The 18246-nt window shown below is 74.4% G+C and carries 14 protein-coding genes and 1 pseudogene; 9 read left to right on the top strand and 6 right to left on the bottom strand.

All coding sequences use genetic code 11. The annotated features are described in order from the left end of the window. The first annotated feature begins 165 nt into the window (after nt 1-165). Nucleotides 166-1071, top strand: coding sequence for a LacI family DNA-binding transcriptional regulator (locus HCK00_RS00075; protein WP_311765080.1), 906 nt, complete (start codon nt 166-168; stop codon nt 1069-1071). Between the two features lie 315 nt (nt 1072-1386). On the opposite strand, the gene HCK00_RS00070 is transcribed toward HCK00_RS00075, so the two are convergent. After that, nucleotides 1387-1650, bottom strand: coding sequence for a GlsB/YeaQ/YmgE family stress response membrane protein (locus HCK00_RS00070; RefSeq protein WP_168099645.1), 264 nt, complete (start codon nt 1648-1650; stop codon nt 1387-1389). Between the two features lie 136 nt (nt 1651-1786). Then, the gene (locus HCK00_RS00065; protein WP_168099644.1) at nt 1787-3322 is read right to left on the bottom strand and encodes an ATP-dependent DNA ligase; all 1536 of its coding nucleotides are present in this window, start codon (nt 3320-3322) and stop codon (nt 1787-1789) included. 588 nt (nt 3323-3910) lie between these two features. Between HCK00_RS00065 and HCK00_RS00060 the strand changes: the two genes are divergently transcribed. After that, nucleotides 3911-4150, top strand: a complete 240-nt coding sequence (locus HCK00_RS00060) for a DUF397 domain-containing protein (RefSeq protein WP_168099643.1) — start codon at nt 3911-3913, stop codon at nt 4148-4150. Between the two features lie 397 nt (nt 4151-4547). Here the strand turns inward: HCK00_RS00060 and HCK00_RS00055 are convergent, their stop codons facing one another. Next, nucleotides 4548-5084, bottom strand: coding sequence for an ATP-binding protein (locus HCK00_RS00055; protein ID WP_168099642.1), 537 nt, complete (start codon nt 5082-5084; stop codon nt 4548-4550). A 343-nt stretch (nt 5085-5427) separates the two neighbouring features. Here HCK00_RS00055 and HCK00_RS00050 point away from each other — a divergent pair, with 343 nt between their 5' ends. From HCK00_RS00050 to HCK00_RS00040, 3 genes are all read left to right on the top strand, one after another. Next, nucleotides 5428-6264 carry a Sco1979 family transcriptional regulator gene (locus tag HCK00_RS00050; protein WP_206319739.1) on the top strand — a complete coding sequence of 279 codons (837 nt, stop codon included), beginning with the start codon at nt 5428-5430 and terminating at the stop codon, nt 6262-6264. 84 nt (nt 6265-6348) lie between these two features. Beyond that, nucleotides 6349-7806, top strand: coding sequence for an aldehyde dehydrogenase family protein (locus HCK00_RS00045; RefSeq protein ID WP_168099640.1), 1458 nt, complete (start codon nt 6349-6351; stop codon nt 7804-7806). Nucleotides 7807-7992: 186 nt separating this feature from the next. Beyond that, nucleotides 7993-8745 carry a PadR family transcriptional regulator gene (locus tag HCK00_RS00040; protein WP_168099639.1) on the top strand — a complete coding sequence of 251 codons (753 nt, stop codon included), beginning with the start codon at nt 7993-7995 and terminating at the stop codon, nt 8743-8745. Between the two features lie 81 nt (nt 8746-8826). Here the strand turns inward: HCK00_RS00040 and wrbA are convergent, their stop codons facing one another. Continuing rightward, entirely contained in the window at nt 8827-9468 is a 642-nt protein-coding gene (wrbA, locus tag HCK00_RS00035) for an NAD(P)H:quinone oxidoreductase (protein WP_168099638.1), read from the bottom strand. Nucleotides 9469-9786: 318 nt separating this feature from the next. Between wrbA and HCK00_RS00030 the strand changes: the two genes are divergently transcribed. Beyond that, the gene (locus tag HCK00_RS00030) at nt 9787-11268 is read left to right on the top strand and encodes a DedA family protein (protein WP_168099637.1); all 1482 of its coding nucleotides are present in this window, start codon (nt 9787-9789) and stop codon (nt 11266-11268) included. 438 nt (nt 11269-11706) lie between these two features. On the opposite strand, the gene HCK00_RS00025 is transcribed toward HCK00_RS00030, so the two are convergent. Continuing rightward, the gene (locus tag HCK00_RS00025) at nt 11707-13512 is read right to left on the bottom strand and encodes a threonine/serine exporter family protein (protein ID WP_168099636.1); all 1806 of its coding nucleotides are present in this window, start codon (nt 13510-13512) and stop codon (nt 11707-11709) included. A 458-nt stretch (nt 13513-13970) separates the two neighbouring features. Then, nucleotides 13971-14465 (bottom strand): inorganic diphosphatase, encoded by a 495-nt coding sequence (locus tag HCK00_RS00020; protein ID WP_168099979.1) that lies wholly within the window; start codon nt 14463-14465, stop codon nt 13971-13973. A gap of 86 nt (nt 14466-14551) precedes the next feature. Here HCK00_RS00020 and dacB point away from each other — a divergent pair, with 86 nt between their 5' ends. The 3 genes and pseudogenes from dacB to HCK00_RS27110 form a co-directional block, all read left to right on the top strand. Then, a complete protein-coding gene (dacB, locus tag HCK00_RS00015) occupies nt 14552-16153 on the top strand; it encodes a D-alanyl-D-alanine carboxypeptidase/D-alanyl-D-alanine endopeptidase (protein ID WP_375781888.1) in 1602 nt (533 codons plus the stop codon). A 72-nt stretch (nt 16154-16225) separates the two neighbouring features. Beyond that, entirely contained in the window at nt 16226-17392 is a 1167-nt protein-coding gene (locus tag HCK00_RS00010) for an Rv3626c family coenzyme F420 biosynthesis-associated protein (protein ID WP_168099634.1), read from the top strand. A 487-nt stretch (nt 17393-17879) separates the two neighbouring features. Next, nucleotides 17880-18246: pseudogene (locus HCK00_RS27110) on the top strand (tRNA lysidine(34) synthetase TilS); the annotation flags it as partial.

Below are 18246 nucleotides of genomic sequence, written 5' to 3'. Positions count from 1 at the left end.
GCCGCGACGGAACCCCGTACCGGCCCCGGCGCGGATCCCGGCGCGGATCCCGGCGGTGCCCCCGGCGTCCCTGCCGTTGCGGCCACCTCCGCCACTCCCGTCACCTCTGACGTACCCGCCGTACCCGCCGTATCCGCCGTTCCCGGTTCGGGGGCGATCGGGCTGGTGCTGGCGCGCCCCGCCCGGCTGCTCGGCGTCGAGCCCTTCTTCATGGAGTTCATCGCCGGGATCGAGGAGAGCCTGGCGGAGCGGGGTCTCTCCGTGCTGCTCCACGTCGTCGCCCACCAGGACGCCGAACTGGCCGCCTACCGGCGGTGGGCGGAGCGGAGGCTGGTGGAGGCCGTCGCGGTGGTCAACCTCACCGCCGGGGACCGGCGCCCGGCGCTCCTGCGCGAGCTGGGCCTGCCGGCCGTGCTGGTGGGCAGCTGGGACGAGGATCCCGCCGCCCCCGCCGTCCGCACCGACGACGCCCAGGCCGTGCGGGAGGCGCTGACCCGGCTGGTGGAGCTGGGCCACCGGCGCGTCGCCCGGGTCAGCGGCCCGGCGCCGCTGCTGCACACCCGGGCCCGGGGCGCGGCGCTGGAGGAGGGGTGCCGGGCGGCGGGGCTGCCACCGCCGGTGACCGCGGAGGGTGACTACTCCGCCGAGGCGGGCGAGCGGCTGACGTCCCTGCTGCTCACCGCGGAGACCCCGCCCACCGCGATCCTCTACGACAACGACGTGATGGCGGTCGCCGGGCTGTCCGCCGCCGGGGCGCTGGACGTCCCGGTGCCGGAGCGGCTCTCCGTGATCGCGTGGGACGACTCCGTGCTGTGCCGCCTGGCGTCCCCGCCGCTCACCACCATGAGCCTGGACGTCCACGGCTACGGCGCCGCGGTGGCCCGCGCGCTGCTCGGCCTCGTGGACGGGCGGCCGGTACCGGAGCGCGGGCCCCACCTCGCGCGCTACGTCCCCCGTGGCTCCACGGGCCCCCGCACGGTGGAGACGGCCGCCGGTACTGCCGCCGGCACCGCCGCGGCTCCCGGGGCCCCCGCGGCCCCCGGACCCACCGCCGTCGCCGCCGAGACCTGAGACACACCCGGCCGGGTCTCCCGCCCCCGTCATCCCACCGCTGTGCGCCTCTCACCCGATGGACACCGGGTAGCGAGGGGTCCGTCCGGATCCGCGTCCACCCGCCGCCGGCGCCGGTGCCCGGCGGGGACGGCCGGCGTTCCCCGGCCGGACGTGCCCAGGCACCGGTGCGGGGCGCCGCGCCGGACGCGCGGCAGTTCGGGCGCGCATGCCCGGAGGCCCGGACCATCGGTCACCCCATGGTCCGGGCCTCGTGAGAACTCTCTGATCCGCCTCCGCGGCCTGCGCGGGGGAGGGGCGCCGCGGGCGCGCCGGTCAGCGGCGCGCCACCACCCGGTCGACCGCGGCGACACCGACCGCGGCCAGGGCGATCTGGATGAGCCACTCGATCCAGTCGGGCCCGTTGGTGTCGGCCACCCCCAGAGCGGCGGCGAGGGCGGTGCCGATCAGCGCGGCGACGATACCGACCAGGATCGTCATCAGGATGCCGATCCGCTGCCTCCCCGGGACGACGAGCCGCCCCAGGACACCGACGACGATGCCGATGATGATCGCGCTGAAGATGCCACCTATCTCCATGTCAACCTCTCCGTGAAACGCTCCGTCGTGATCCCCCGCGGCTTCTGACGCCCTTCTGCCCCGTGCGCGGCGGGTCACTCGGGCGCCGTGAAAGCCGGGTGAGGCATCGGTGGGCCACGGGGGCGGAGGTGGTGCGTCAGTGGTGAAGGGCGCGCACGGAGTCCACGGTGTCGGCCTCCGCGGCGGACTTGTCCTCGCGGTGGCGGAGCACCCGCGCGAAACGCAGGGTGATGCCCTCCGGATAGCGGGTGGAGCGCTGTACCCCGTCGAAGGCGATCTCGACCACGAGTTCCGGACGGACCACCACCCCCCACCGTTCCCGCGCGGTGGCCAGCTCCAGCAGCCGCCCGGTCTGCCAGGCGAGCATCGTGTCGGTCAGCCCCTTGAACGTCTTGCCGAGCATGGCGAAGGAGCCGTCCGCCCGCCGCGCGCCGAGATGGAGGTTGGAGAGCGTTCCGGTGCGCCGCCCGTGGCCCCACTCCGCCGCGAGGACCACCAGATCGAGGGTGTGCACGGGTTTCACCTTGAGCCAGGAGGCGCCGCGCCGTCCCGCGCCGTAGAGCGCGTCGAGCCCCTTCAGCACGACCCCCTCGTGACCCCGGTCGAGCGTCGCGGTCGCGAACGCGCGTACAGCGCGCCGGGTCTCCGCGTCCGCCGGGTCCTCCGCGACCATGCGCCGGACCCGCAGGGGGCCGGGCACCACCCGGGCCAGCTCCGCGTGGCGCGCGGCGGCGGGCAGCTCCAGCAGGTCCCGGCCGTCCAGCGCCAGCAGGTCGAAGAAGACGGCGGAGAGCGGCAGCGTCAGCCGCGCCGCCGCCACGTCCACCCGCGAGCCGACGCGCCCGGAGACCTCCTGGAAGGGACGCGGCCGGCCGGACCCGTCCAGCGCGATCACCTCCCCGTCGAGCACGGCGCGCTCCGCGGTCAGCTCCCGCGCGGCCTCCACCACCTCCGGCAGCCGGTCGGTGATCTCGTCCAGGGTCCGGGTCCAGATCCGCACCGTGTCCCCGTCCCGGTGCACCTGCACCCGGATGCCGTCGAGCTTCTCCTCCACCGCGCAGGGCCCCAGCCGGTCCAGGGCCTCGTCCACGTCCTTCGCGGTGTGGGCCAGCATCGGCAGCACCGGGCGGCCCACCCGGAGCCGGAAGTCGGCGAGCCCCTCCGGGCCGCGCTCCAGCAGCACCTCGGCGACCCCGCCGAGCGAGCCGCCGAGCATCACCGCGCGGCGGACGTCGGCGGGCGCGGCCCCGGAGGCGGCGGCCAGGCCCTCCACGGCGAGCGCGTCCAGGGCGCCCTGGCGCAGCTCCCCGGTGAGGAGCCCGAGAAGGAACCGCTGCTCGGTCTCGGTGGCGGCGGACAGCAGCGCGCCGGTCCGCCGCTTGCGCTCGGCGAGCGCGCCGGCCCCGGAGACGGCCGCGACGGCGCCGAGCGCGGCGTCCACTTCCAGCACGGTCAGCCGGGGTTCCGGCGCGGGCGGGTGGGGCCCGCCCAGGGAACGGGGTCCCACCCCGATCCGCCGCTGGGGCAGCCGCCCCGCGAGATAGGTGATGATCAGGGGCGCCTCGGCCGGTTCGGCGTCCCGGAAGAGCCGGGCCAGCAGGCGCACCTTCTCCGAGCGGGAGGACGTGGCGGCGACGTCCCGGGAGGTCGCCGCGAGTTCGGCCAGCAGCATGGCCCATTCCTACCCCCGTGTTCCCCGGGGGTGCGCGGTGGCGGGGCATTCGGGGGCGAAGGCGGGGGCTCCCGTTCCGCACGTGCGGTTTGTCTCCCGCCGGGCCCGGCCGGGATCACCCGGGGTCCATTGACCCTCGCCCTGCGCGACGGAAATCGCCTGGTGTAAACAGAAGAAAGCACTCCGCGCCCGTCGCCCCGGAAGTCGGTGAAGAAATTCCCGTGCGGGAACCAACCCGGGGAACCCCTGCCACGTCCTCCATATCGTCCAGGGGTCCGGGATTTGGCTGACGGGTTCTTCTCCCGCCTCGGGAGAAGACTTGTGGGGGCGGAGTGACGCATGTCACGGCATGCGCTTACGGGGTCGGGACGTGCCGGGGGGAAAGAGCGGAGGAGTGGAGGGGTGCTCTCCGCTCCGTGGAAATCGGGGAATTGCGGACTCCCCGTAAACAGTGCGGAGTGGCCCGGACACTTGCGGTGCACGTGCAAAGGCTTCTGCATAGGCACGTGAACGCGGTTATGATCCGGGCAGCCGAATCCCCCCACACGTACGGCGGGGGCACCGCCGACGCATTTTCGGGAGAGTCCTGTGCACCACGCATACAACGGCATGGCGGCTGCGGACCTGAGAGAGGTCGTATGGCAGAAGAGCCGGCACAGCAATTCACAGGGGGCCTGTGTGGAGTTCGCCAAGCTGCCGGGCGGGGGCGTCGCGGTGCGTAACTCGCGCCACCCCGACGGCCCGGCGCTGATCTACACGTCGGCCGAGGTGGAGGCCATGCTCCTCGGCATCAAGGACGGGGAGTTCGACCATCTGATCCGCGACTGAGCGGTCACGCCCGGCGCTGAACGGAAGCGCGCCGGCCCCACCCGGGGCGCTTCCGGACGCGTCGCGCGGGGCTCCCCCGGCGGGGGAGGGCGCGGGACTGTGGCCGGACGGGCCGGACCGGCCGGACCGGCCGGACGGATCCGGGTCGCGGCACTGTCGCGGTCCGGCGGGCCCGGAACGGCCTCCTGCCGCGGGCGGGAAGGTCCTCCTGGCGTGCCCCCGGCGCCGGGCGCGGTACGCCGTCCCGGCGAGGCGTCGCCCGGGTGCAGGAAACGCCCGGGTGACGCCTCCGGTGCCATGCGGGGGCGTCTTCGGCCGGGCGCGGGAGGCCGGACGCCGGACGCCGAGCCGGCCGGCGGCCGCGAACCGGCGGCCGTTCCGGCGCGCCCGCCGCGGCTCAGTGCTCCCGCGCCACCTGGAGCCGGAACATCGCCCAGACGACCTTGCCGCAGAGCCGGCCGGCGAGCGGGTGCCAGCCCCAGTCGTCGCTGAATGCCTCGACCAGATGGAGCCCGCGGCCCGACTCCCCGGCGCGCTCGGGGTCCTCCGGGAGATGCCGGCCCGTGACCGGGCTCTCCCGGCTCGGGTCCCGCACGGCGCAGACCATGTGGGTGGGCCAGCGCATCAGATGGAGGCGCACCACCGGTTCCGGCGGGCGTATCCCGGCGGGCACGCGCCGGCCGAGGGCCAGGGCCTCCGGGAGGGCGTGCCGCAGAGCGTTGGTGACCAGCTCGGAGACGACCAGGGCGACCGTGTCACACTGATCGTCGAGCTTCCACTCGGCGAGGGCGGAGTTGGTGAACCGGCGGGCGTCGCGCACCGACGCGTACTCCGGCGACAAGGTGCAGGACGCGCTGCCCGCGACCGCCTCATAGCCGATGGGCGCGAGTTCCCGCCGTAACGGCTCGAGCATGGTCGATCCTCTGGTCCCCATGCGAGCAACTCCCGGCCCAAGTGAATTCGGTCAAGGCAGCCGTGCTGTGGTGCACCTCCCATGGTTCCCAATGCCGACGCCCGATGCAAGGGCAGATGCACGTGCAGCTGACGGAAGTGCGGCGTTTCGTGGAGAAAGGTCGTTTAATCTTTCATGACGTTCCGTCCCGGCCTTCCACCCACATCCCATCTGTGTAACCGGACCTGCACGCAACGGAGCCCGAAGGTGGCACACTTCGCCTGTTGACGGTCGCAGTGCATCCACCACGGAGACGGGTAGTCGGTACATGCGCACAGGGCAGCCGGGAAGCGGAACGGAAGGGTCGGGGGGATCCAGTGGCTCGATGGTGCGCCGGATCCTCCTCGGTTCACAGCTCAGACGGCTGCGTGAGTCCCGCGGCGTCACACGGGAGGCGGCCGGTTACTCGATCCGCGCCTCGGAATCGAAGATCAGCCGGATGGAGCTGGGCCGGGTGAGTTTCAAGGCCCGTGACGTGGAAGACCTGCTGACCCTCTACGGGGTCACCGACGCCGCCGAACGGGACGCCCTGCTGGGCCTGGCCCGCGAGGCCAACGCCGCCGGCTGGTGGCACAGTTTCGGGGACGTCCTGCCGGGCTGGTTCCAGACCTATGTCGGTCTGGAGGGCGCCGCCTCGGACATCCGTCTCTACGAGGTGCAGTTCGTCCACGGCCTGCTCCAGACCGAGGGGTACGTGCACGCGGTGGTCACCCGCGGCCTGCCCGGCGCCACCCCGGCCGAGATCGACAAACGGGTGGCCCTCCGGCTGGAACGGCAGAAGCTGCTCGTCGCCGAGCACGGGCCGCGTGTCCACGCCGTCCTCGACGAGGCCGCGCTGCGCCGTCCCTACGGGGACCGCGAGGTGATGCGGGGCCAGCTCCGTCATCTGCTGGAGGTCTCCGAGCATCCGCATCTGACGCTTCAGGTCATGCCGTTCTCCTTCGGCGGCCACGCGGGCGAGAGCGGCGCCTTCGCGCTGCTGGGCTTCCCCGAGCCGGAACTGCCCGACGTCGTCTATCTGGAACAGCTCACCAGCGCCCTCTACCTCGACAAACCCGAGGATGTGCGGCACTACCGCACGGTGATGGAGCGGTTGCTCACGGACAGTCCCGATCCGGCCGAGAGCCGGGAACTCATCACGAAAATGCTGCGCGAGTACTGACACAAAGTACGATGACATGCCATCAGGAGTCCGAACCCTCCGCGGGCGCCGGGGACGGCGCTCCGGTCTCCAGACAGGGGTGGCATGTCCTACTTCACCGAATGGGCTCAGCAATATATAGCAGGTAAGTGGAAATCAGGTTCCGGATCGTGGGACATCATCGATTTCAACCCCTTTAACGGGGACAAGCTCGCCGCCATCACCATCGCCACGGCCGGGGAGATCGACGAGGCCTACCGGGCCGCCGAGAGCGCCCAGCGCGACTGGGCCGCCACCAACCCCTACGCCCGGCGGGCCGTCCTGGAGCGCGCGCTGCGCCTCGTCGAGGAGCGCGAGGCGGAGATCACCGAGGTGATCATCGCCGAGCTGGGCGGCACCCGGCTGAAGGCCGGCTTCGAACTCCACCTCGCCAAGGAGTTCCTGCGCGAGGCGATGCACCTCTCCCTGCGGCCCGAGGGGCGGCTCGTCCCGGCGGCGGCCGACGGGAAGGAGAACCGGGTCTACCGGACACCGGTGGGTGTCGTCAGCGTCATCAGCCCGTTCAACTTCCCCTTCCTGCTGTCGCTGAAATCGGTCGCCCCGGCGCTCGCCCTCGGCAACGCCGCCGTCCTCAAGCCGCACCAGAACACGCCGATCGCCGGCGGTGTCCTGGTCGCCAGGATCCTGGAGGACGCCGGGCTGCCGCCCGGGGTGCTGAACGTGGTGATCACCGATATCGCCGAGGTGGGCGACGCCTTCATCGAGCACCCGGTGCCCAAGGTCATCTCCTTCACCGGCTCCGACCGGGTCGGCCGCCACGTGGCCACCGTCGGCGCCGCGCACTTCAAGCGGGTCATCCTCGAACTGGGCGGCAACAGCGCGCTGATCGTCCTTGAGGACGCGGACCTCGACTACGCGGTGGACGCGGCGGTCTTCAGCCGCTTCGTCCACCAGGGGCAGGTCTGCATGGCCGCCAACCGCGTGCTGGTCCACCGGGCCGTCGAACGCGAGTTCACCGAGAAGTTCACCGCCCGGGTCCGCGCCCTCAAGGTCGGCGACCCGGCCGACCCGGAGACCCAGATCGGCCCGCTGATCAACCGGACGCAGGCCGACTCCGTCACCGCCCTGGTGGAGCGCGCCGTCGAGGCCGGGGCCACCGCGCTGGTCCACGGCACCGCCGAGGGCACGCTCGTCTCGCCCACGGTCCTCACCGGGGTGCCCGAGGGCTCCGAGGCGCTCCGCCAGGAGATCTTCGGCCCGGTGGTGGTCCTCATCCCGTTCGACGACGAGGACGAGGCCGTACGGATCGCCAACGACACCCCCTACGGCCTCAGCGGTGCCGTCCACACCGCCGATGTCGAACGCGGGGTGCGGGTCGCGCGGCGGATCGAGACGGGCATGATCCACGTCAACGACTCGACCGTCAACGACGAGCCCATCGTCCCCTTCGGCGGTGAGAAGCACTCCGGCCTCGGCCGGCTCAACGGTGAGGCGATGGTGGAGGCGTTCACCACCACCCGGTGGGTCTCCATCCAGTACGGCCGGACGCGGTTCCCCTTCTGACCGCCCGCCGCCCGGCGCGGGGGAACCGCCGGGCGGCACCGCGGTACAGCACCGCACCTCGGGGTGGCCCGGGGCGCCGCGTCGCCGCACGCGCCGGGGTCCGGGCGGCGGCCGGCCCCGGCGCCGCACTAGGGTGGCGCCGTAGCACGCGACCGGGGGCGGGAGAGCGGGAGAAGAGACGGGCCGATGTCAGCGACGCGACTGCTGGTCCTCGGGGCGGTCCGCCAGCACGGCCGGGCACACGGCTACCAGATCCGCGGGGACCTGGAGTTCTGGGGCGCCCATCTGTGGTCCACCGTCAAGCCCGGCTCGATCTACCACGCCCTCCGCCAGCTCGCGAAACAAGGCCTGCTGGTGGCGCACGACACCGAGCCCAGCCCGGCCGGCGGCCCGCCCCGTACCGAGTACGAGCTGACGCCGGAGGGCGACCGGGAGTACCTGGAGCTGCTCCGCGAGGCACTGGTGCGCCACGACCAGAAGCCCGACCTGCTGACCGCCGCGGTCGGCTTCCTCGTCGACCTCCCGCGCGAGGAGGCCGTCTCCCTGCTGCGGCGGCGGGTCGCGGCGCTGGAGGAGTGGCGCGCCGAGGTCCGGCGGGAATGGCTGCCGCCCGGGCCGCCCGAGGAGTGGGGCCACATCGGGGAGATCATGGGGCTGTGGACCCACAGCGCGGAGAGCGGCGCCGCGTGGGCCCGCGGGCTGATCGCCCGGCTGGAGGCCGGCGCCTACGTGATGGCGGGCGAGGGCGAGCGCCCGGTTGACGTGCTCCCGGAGGGCGCGGAGAACCCGCACGCCGGCGCCGGCCGCGACGGCGGCCCGGCACCGGACGGTGGCCCGGCACCGGACGGTGGCACGGGACCGGACGGTGGCACGGGACCGGCCGGCGGCCCGGGACCGGACGGCGGCGAGGGGCGGGACGGCGGCCGGGGCCGGGACTGACCCGCCCCGGCCCCGCCGCTCATGCCGTCCGGGCGGTGGCCGGCCGCGTGAGCGGCGGGGCCGGCCCGGTGGGCGGACCGCTCAGCCGGCGGGCCGCTCCGCCGCCAGGCCCGTCTTGATCGCGCGGGCGAACCGGACCACCCGCTCGGACTGGATCCGGGCCGCGCCCAGGGTCGTCTCGTCCACCGGCTTCTCCCCCTGGGCGTCCACGTGCGAGGTGCCGTACGGGTTGCCGTCACCGAACTTCGACGGGTCGGTGTAACCGGGGGACACGACGATGCCGCCGAAGTGGTGGATGGTCGTGTAGAGCGCCAGCAGCGTGGTCTCCTGCCCGCCGTGGGCGGTGGCGGACGAGGTGAAACCGCTGTAGACCTTGTCCGCGAGCCGGCCCTCGGCCCACAGCCCGCCGAGGGTGTCGATGAACTGCTTGAGCTGCGAGGACACATTGCCGTAGCGGGTGGGCGTCCCGAAGACCACGGCGTCGGCCCAGAGCATGTCGTCCGGGGACGCCTCGGGGATGTCCGCCGTGGCCTCGGCGTTCGCCGCCCAGGCGGGGTTGGCGGACACGGCCTCCGGGGGCGCGAGTTCCGCCACCCGGCGGAGCCGGACCTCGGCTCCGGCCCGCTCGCCGGCGTCCGCGATCTCCTTGGCCACGGCGGCGTTGGTCCCCGTGGAGGAGTAGTAGATGACGGCCAGCCGGACGGTCTCGCTCGCAGGGGCCATGAGGTTGCTCCATTCGTTCCGCGGATGGGCCCGGAACGGGTGGTGAGCGGGCCGGGGGCCCGGTCCCGCGTCCGTCCCGGGGTGGGCAGCATCACTTCGAGTGCCCGGGGACGGGGGCGCTACTCGTCGCCCCTGCTCACCGGCGCGCGCCTACCCCCGTGCGGGTGCCCTCCCGTGGCCGTGCGGGCGAACGGGAGGATCCGGAACCGCCCCCCTCGAACGGGCGTTGGTAACTTGGGAAGGGCTCATCAGCCGACCCCTCCCCCCGCGCCCGGGCATCATCGAGCCTGCGCCGCCGATCCAGGAGTCTCCGCTTCCGTGACCACCATCGCGCTGGGCCCCAGTTGGCTCGACCCGGACTATCTGATCCAGACCTTCGGCCTGATCGGCGTCCTCGCCATCGTCTTCGCCGAGTCCGGCCTGCTCATCGGCTTCTTCCTGCCCGGTGACTCCCTGCTGTTCACCACCGGTCTGCTGGTGGCCACCGATGTCCTGGCCTACCCGCTCTGGCTGGTCTGCACACTCATCGTGCTCTCGGCGATCGCGGGCGACCAGGTCGGCTACCTCTTCGGGCGCAAGGTGGGCCCGGCCCTCTTCAAGCGCCCCGACTCGCGCCTGTTCAAACAGGAGAACGTGGAGAAGGCGCACGAGTTCTTCGAGAAGCACGGGCCCAAGTCGCTGGTGCTGGCCCGCTTCGTGCCCATCGTGCGGACGTTCACCCCGATCATCGCCGGCGTCAGCCGCATGAACTACCGCCTCTTCGTCACCTTCAACATCGTGGGTGGCGTGCTCTGGGGCGCCGGGGTGACGATCCTCGGCTACTTCCTCGGCCAGATCGCCCTCGTCCAGCAGCACATCGAGAAGGTGCTGCTCCTGATCGTCTTCCTCTCGGTGCTGCCGATCGTCATCGAGGTGCTCAAGGCCCGCCGGGAGAAGCGCCGGGCCGAGGCCGCCGGGGAGACGGACGGCCCCGCCGGGCCGGACGCCGGGGAGCGCGGCGGGAACCCGGAGGGGAACCACGAGCGGAACGGTGCCGGAGCGCCGGGGCAGGACGCCCCCACCCTCACCTTCTCCGCCCAGCCTCAGGACCAGGCCCAGCCTCAGGCCCAGCCGCATCCGCAGCAGTACGCCGGGCCCGGATCGCGGAACGGTGCCGGTGCGCCCTCCCCGTACGACGGGCGGAACGGCGCGGCCGGGAACGGCGGCCACGGGCACGGCCCCCAGCAGCCCCCGTACGGGGACCCCGCGCGTCCGGACCAGCCGTACGGCGCCCCGGGCCCGTACGGCGAGCCCGGCCCCTACGGCCCGGGCCAGGGCCAGGCGCAGCAGGGGTACGGCGGCCAGGGATACGGCGCGCAGGGGTACGGCGGCCAGGGGTACGGCGCGCAGGGGTACGGCCAGGGGCAGCCGCCCTACGGCGGACAGCCCCAAGGGGCGCAGGGCGCGCCGTACGGCGGCGACGGCCGGCAGGGTCAGCCGCAGGGCGGCTACGGCCAGAACGGTTACGGCCAGAACGGCTACGCGCAGGACGGATTCGCCGGGAGCGGTCACCCGCAGGGCGGATACGGCCCGAACGGGTACGCCCAGGGCCAGGGCGGCTACGGCCAGGGGCAGCAGCCCTACCCGGGGCAGGAGGGCCAGGAGGGCGCGTACGGCCGGCCGCAGCCCCAGCCGTACGGCGGTCCCCGGCCCCAGGAGCAGCCGTACGGCGGTCCCCAGCCGGAGCAGCAGCCCCGGGGCGGGGAGCGGAACCCCGCCCGGCCCGGCCCGTACGATGCCCAGGGCCCCTACGGGCAGTAGGGCCGGAGAAGCGGACGACGGGACGGCGATCCCGCGCCCGGCCCGGGGGAGGGACAGGCGCGGGACCCCCGTCACTGCGGAGTCTGCGGAGTCTGCGGAGTCCGCGGAGCACGGCGGACGGGGAAGGGGAATCCCGGGAGACCGGGACGTCCAGGAGATGCTGAGAAGGCGCGGAGACCGGTCCGGCGAGACCTGGCCTCCGCGCCTTCGTGTTTCCCGCCTCCGTGCCCGCCTTCGTGTTCCCGGCGCCTTCGCGTCCCTGCGCGCCCGCGTTCTCCGCGCGCCGCCGGCCCCCGGCCCGGCAGCCGCTGGAGCGTCCCTGTTCCCCGCGCCGGGCGCCGGCGCGCGTGCCGGCCGTCGCCGGGGCGGGGCCCCGCCGGCCCGTCGCAGCGTCCCGCCGCGGCCGACCTGCCTTCGCCGTCCCGCCGCGGCCCCGCGTCAGAAGCCGCGGGTCCGCTTGGCCGCGCGGCGTTCGCCGCCGCCCGTCTCCGCCCCCGGCACCTTGAGGAAGAGCCGCGCCAGCTCCCCTCCGAGGTTCACGCCGATGGCGATGGCGAGCGCCAGGGTGGCGGCCTTGGTCAGCGAGGCCAGGCCCGCGCTCAGGTCGCCCTGCGCGATGCCCAGCAGACCGAAGTAGGTCGCGCTACCGGGCAGCAGCGGACCGATCGACGCGGTGACGTAGGGCAGCGCCGAGGCGTAGCGGTACCGGGAGAGGAGCTGGCCGAAGAGGCCGACGAGCCCGGCCGCGGCCGCCGTCGCCGCCACCGGGGAGATGTTCCCGACGTCGTGCAGCGCCCCGTAGACCACCCAGGCGACACCGCCGTTGACGGTGGCCGCCAGCACGGTGGAACGTTCCTGCTGGAGCATGATGCAGAAGGCCAGCGCCAGCAGCATCGCCGCGACGGTCTGGGTCACCGGGCGCTGGATGCTGCCCAGCCCCTCGTCCGGGGAGAGGTTGGCGCCCAGCTCCACCCCGACCACGAGCACCAGCAGCACCCCGGTGACGATGCCGACCACCAGGTAGGCGACCTCCAGCAGCCGGGCGGAGGCGGTGATGTAGTAGCCGGTCAGGCCGTCCTGCACCCCCGCCACCAGCGCCCGTCCCGGGATCAGCGCGAAGAGCCCACCGGTGATCACCGCTGACGGTTTCACCTCGGCGTGCGACAGGACGAGCGTCACCGCGATCGCCGCCGGCGGCATGGCCGCCACCACGAACTGGTAGAACTCCGGCAGTCCGCGCCCGGAGGCCAGCCACGCCAGCCGGTCGCCGAGCATCGCGCCGACGGCCGCGGCGATGAACACCAGCCAGCCGCCGCCGACGAGGATGCTCGCCGAGCCGGAGAGCAGCCCGCCGGCCATCGTCAGGGCCCAGCCCGGGTAGGGGTGCCGGTTCCGGCGTATGTCGGCCAGCCGGCGGTACGCCTCCTCCAGCGTGATGTCCACGTCGTCCGAGGTGATGTCGTCCACCAGCCGGAAGACGGCCGACAGCCGGGTGTAGTCCGTGCCGCGGCGGCGCACCGTCCGGCTGGCCGTCACCGGGTCGTCCACCAGCGAGGGCTGGTAGGTGACGGAGAGCAGGGTGAAGGTGACGGTCGGCTCGCAGCGGTCCAGCCCGTAGGCGTGGGCCACACCGAACATCGCGGCCTCGACGTCCTCGGCGCCCTCGCCACCGGCGAGCAGCAGCTCGCCGATCCGCAGCGAGATGTCCAGCACGCGAGGCACGGCGGGGCCCGACTCGTCCTCGTGGCGCTCGGCGCGCTCCGGCAGCGGGCGGTCGCCGACCGGCATCCGCAGCATCGTCCGCATCCGGTCCTGCCAGGGCTGCTCCTTGGAGAGCCGGACGGCGGGGATGCCGTGCGGGGGCGTGAAGGCCGGGAAGCCGGAGCCGCCGCCCCGCCCGCCGGGCGCCGTGAAGGCGGAGCCCTCCGGCTCGGCCGCCGGATCCGCCGTCGCCAGCCCGTCGGGCAGCGCGAACTCCGAGGTCGGGTGCTCCTCCTCGGGCGTCGGGGGCAGGGGCAGGCCGAGCGGTGGGGTGAAGGCGCTGTGGGCCTCGTCGGACGGGGGCTTGCGGTCGGCGCGGTCGGTGCCGAGGCCGGCGCGGTCCGTGCCGCGGTCGGTACGGCCGGACGGCTCGGCCCGGTCGGCCTGGTCAGCCGGGTCTGTTCGGTCGGTTCGGTCGGTTCGGTCGGGCCGGTCGAGCACGCGCTCCGACACGGCGCCGCCCCGCTGGGGGTCCGCCACCATGGTGTTCCGTTCCTCCTCCCGGGACTCTCGTGGGGCGTCCAGAGGTCTGCGGGTCCGTGGGTTACTGCGTCTGGGGTTGTCTGATCAGTGGGTCCGCGGGGGGACCCGCGGGCCGGTGGTTCCGTGGTGCTTCTGCCGTGCTTCTGCTTGTTCCTGCCGTACGTCCACCGGTTTCCCGGGAGGGTTCTGCGGTGGACCCGCCGTGGTCCGGGCGCCCCTCGGAGCACCCGCGGGGCCGCGGACCGGACGACCCCGTTCGGGGGCCGTTCCGGCGCACCGCCGTCCCCGGGTGCCCCACAGATGCGTTCCCACCCCGCCCGCAACTCATGTGACGGCGCGCCAGGGCGGGCAGACCTCGGGCGGCGCACCCGGTGGAGGTGCGCCGCCCGGTCCTGCGGTCGGCGCGGGCCGCGGCGGCGGCCCGCGGCCGGGTCACCCCGGCCCGGTGGGACGGTCCGTCAGTGGGACCCGCCGGCGGCTTCCAGCCGCTTGACGGAGGCCTCGACCTCCGCCTCCGCCTCGGCCCTGCCCACCCAGCTGGCGCCCTCCACGGACTTGCCGGGCTCCAGGTCCTTGTAGACCTCGAAGAAGTGCTGGATCTCCAGCCGGTCGAACTCCGAGACGTGGTGGATGTCACGGAGGTGCTCGACCCGGGGGTCGGAGGCCGGGACGCACAGCAGCTTGTCGTCGCCGCCGGCCTCGTCCGTCATCCGGAACATGCCGATGGCCCGGCACTTGATCAGGCAGCCCGGGAAGGTCGGCTCGTCGAGGATCACCAGGGCGTCGAGCGGGTCGCCGTCCTCGCCGAGGGTGTTCTCGACGAACCCGTAGTCGGCAGGGTAGCTGGTCGAGGTGAAGAGCCGGCGGTCCAGCCGGATGCGGCCCGTCTCGTGGTCCACCTCGTACTTGTTGCGCGACCCCTTCGGGATCTCGATGGTGACGTCGAACTCCACGGGTGGCTCCTCCATGATCAGGCCATAATTCTGATGGTCAAGTGTCTCGTATGCGGGGCCGAGGGTGCGAAAGGGGCTGGTCCGGGGTGCCCGAGACCGGATGGTGGCGTTCCAGGCGGCCCGCCGGGGGATGGTGGGACCTGCCGGCGTGGCAACTGGCGGCGGTGTCCGCCGTGCTCGGACTGGCCCTCACCGCCGGGGCGGTGACCGCGGCGGGACCGTGGGACTCCGGACAGCGTACGGCCGAGCGGGCGCGCGCGGCCCACGGGGAGCGCGGGGGTGGTGAGCGTCACGGCGGCGGGCTGCCCGGGCAGCCCGGCGGGGGAGTGGCGCCGCAGGCCACGGCGGTGCTCGCGGCGCTCGACGCCACCGCGGGCTCGGCGCCGCCGCCCACCGCCACCGGCCTCGGCGACGCCCTGACCCCGCTGCTGGACGATCCGGCGCTGGGCTCGCGGAGCAGCGTCGCGGTGGCCGACGCCCTCACCGGCCGGATCGTCCACGGCACCCGGCGGAACGCGCCGGTCGTGCCCGCCTCCACCATCAAGATCGCCACGGCCGTGGCGGCGCTGAGCGCGCTCGGCCCGGACCACCGGCTCACCACCGAGGTCGTCACCGGCGGTGGTGGCGAGGGCGACGGCAAGGGCGGTGACGGCAAGGGCGGTGACGGCACGGAGGAGGCCGGCGGGAAGGACGCAGGGGAGGACGGCAAGAGCGCCGCCCGGAAGCGCGCGGCGGCCGGCGACGGGACGATCGTGCTGGTCGGCGGTGGCGACCCGACCCTCACCGCCCGCGCCGCGCGCGGCCCCGGCAACCCGGCGAGCCTCCGCGACCTCGCCGACCGTACCGCCCGGGCACTGAAGGAGAAGGACACCCGCGCGGTCCGGCTGGCCTACGACACCTCGCGCTGGTCCGGCAAGGCCCGCCACTCCATCGGCGTCAACGAGAACATCGCCCCCGTCGTCCCGCTCAGCACGGACATGGGCCGGCTGGACGACAGCGTCCGCGGCCCCGCGCCGCGCTCGGCGGACCCGGCCCGCGACGCGGCCGGGACCTTCGCCGGGCTGCTCCGGGAGCGCGGGATCACGGTGAGCGGCAAGCCGCGGCAGGCCACGGCCGGTGCCGGCGCGGAGCGGCTGGCGGCCGTGCGCTCCATGCCCGTCGCCGCCCTGGTCGAACGCGCCCTCACCAACAGCGACAACGACATCGCCGAGGCGCTGGCGCGGGAGACCGCGGTCGCCGCCGGCGTCCCCGCGAGCTTCTCCGGCGCGGGCCGGGCCGTCCGGGACCGCCTCGCCGGACTGGACCTGCCGCTGCGCGGGGCGCGCTTCGCCGACGGGAGCGGCCTCGACCGGGACGACCGGCTCACGGCCGCCCTGCTCGCACAGTTGCTGGTGCGCTCGGCCGACCCCGCCCGGCCGGAGCTGCGCCCCGTCCTCACCGGGCTGCCGGTGGCCGGGTTCAGCGGCACCCTCCGCGGCCGGTACACGGACGCCTCGGCGGGCACCGGCATGGTCCGGGCCAAGACCGGCACGCTCACCGGCGTCAACACCCTCGCCGGCACGGTCGTCGACGCCGACGGGCGCCTGCTCTCCTTCGCCTTCGTCACCAACGGCTCCACCGACCCGCACGGCGCCCAGACGGCCCTGGACCGGCTGGCCTCCGCGCTCGCCAACTGCGGCTGCCGCTGAGCGGTCCCGCGCCCGCGCACCCCGCGCCCGCCGCGCCTCCCGCTCACCGCGCGGGCCACGTACGGTGAAGTCATGACGAGTTTCGGCGGTGCCCCGATGGTCGACTGGAATCTCGCGGCGGCGACCGCGACCCGGCTGGTGCGGCCGGGCCCCGAGGTGAGCCGGGACGAGGCCCGCGCCGTCGTGGCCGAACTGCGCCGGCACGCGGAGGCGTCCGAGGCCCATGTGCGCTCGTTCACCCGGATGGCGGCCCCGTCCGCGGACGGCGAGCCGGCCCCCGACGCCGGCCCGGTGCTGGTGGTCGACCGGGCGGGCTGGATCCGCGCCAACGTCGCCGGCTTCCGCGCGCTGCTGCGGCCGCTGCTGGAGAAGGTGGGGGAGCGGCGCGCCGACCGCCCCGGCGGCGCGGTCCTCGGCGCCGTCGGCTCCAAGGTGACCGGGGTCGAGGTGGGGATGCTCCTCTCCTTCCTCGCCTCCCGGGTCCTCGGCCAGTACGAGACGTTCGCCCCGGTGGGGCGGGACCTGCCCGGGGGCGCGAACGGTGGGCGGCTGCTCCTCGTCGCGCCCAACATCGTCCACGTCGAGCGGGAACTCGACGTCGATCCGCACGACTTCCGGCTCTGGGTCTGCCTCCACGAGGAGACCCACCGCACGCAGTTCACCGCCGTCCCCTGGCTGCGGGACCACATCGAGGGCGAGATCCACGCCTTCCTCGCCGAGACCGACATCGACCCCGGCACCCTCCTCGAACGTCTCCGCGAGGCCGCGCAGAGCTTCGTCGGCGGACGTCAGGAGAACGGGGCGGGCGGGGCGGACCGGGCGGAGGGCGCCGAGGCGGACGGCGGCCGCAGCTTCGCCGAGCTGGTGCAGACCCCCGGCCAGCGGGAGGTCCTCGGCCGGCTCACCGCCGTGATGTCCCTGCTCGAAGGCCACGCCGACTACGTCATGGACGGGGTGGGGCCTCAGGTGGTGCCCTCCGTCGCGGAGATCCGCGAGAAGTTCCAGCGCCGCCGGGCCAGCGGCGCGAGCCGGCTCGACCAGGCCCTGCGCAAGGTGCTGGGACTCGACGCCAAGCTCCGCCAGTACCGGGACGGCGAGCGGTTCGTCCGGGCGGTGGTGGACGAGGTCGGCATGGACGGCTTCAACCGGGTCTGGACCTCGCCCAACACCCTGCCGACCAAGGCGGAGATCTCGGCCCCGGCCGAGTGGGTGGCCCGGGTGCACCGCAAGGAGGCCTGAGGAAGCCTGGGAGTGACCGCGGAATCCTGGGGAACGCCACGGATGGCGGGAGAAGCCGGAGAAGGCCGGGGATCACCGGAGACGGCCGGTACATGCCGAGAAGAACGTCCCCACCGGCCCCGGGGAGGGCGGGCCGGCCGGAGCGGCCCGGTCCCGGGGCGGACGGAGAGTCCCGGGCCGGACGGGGAAGGCCGCGCGGCCGGGGCCGGTGGCGGCTCCCGGGAGCCGCGCGGCGGACGGTGACCGGAGTGACCGGAGGATCCGGGCGAGGGGACGAACGGACCGGAGTGACCGAATGACAGTCCCGCACATCACCCGTCCGAGGGACCGTGAGGAACCGTCAGGCGTGCGATGCTCGGGTAACGGCCCGCTTCTGTCACCATCTACCTACACAGTGTGACGAAAGCCGGGCTCCGGCGGGCCGGCCTCCCGCCGCCCCGGCGCGCACGCCCCCCGAGACCTCCCCCCTGACAGGAAGGGAACCGACATGGGTCCCCATCCAGCGGTCGCGGCGATACGCCTGGCGGTACGCCGCACGCTCCACGACCTCCTCGCCGACCTCGGCCGGCCCGACGCGGCCGCCCCCGCCGCCCCCGCCGCCTACGCCTCCCCCCATGCGGTGGCCGCCCTCCTGGCGCCGCCCGCCCCCGTGGTCCCCTCCGCTCCCCCTGCTCCCTCCGCTCCCTCGGTCCCGCCGTCCGCCGCCGCCGGCCGTTCGTCTGCCACGCCTCCGGCCGGGCGCATCGCTCCGGCATCCCTCGGCTCCCCCGACGCCGGTTCCGCCGGTTCCGCCGGTTCCCCCGGTTCCCCGGTCGCGCCGGCCCGGTCCGCGGCCGGCCCGGCCTCGGCGCGGC

The sequence above is a fragment of the Streptomyces zingiberis genome, assembly GCF_012034935.1.
Classification (GTDB): domain Bacteria; phylum Actinomycetota; class Actinomycetes; order Streptomycetales; family Streptomycetaceae; genus Streptomyces; species Streptomyces zingiberis.
The sequence above is the reverse complement of the archived record's forward strand: the minus strand, read 5'-3'. Positions and strand labels throughout refer to the sequence as shown.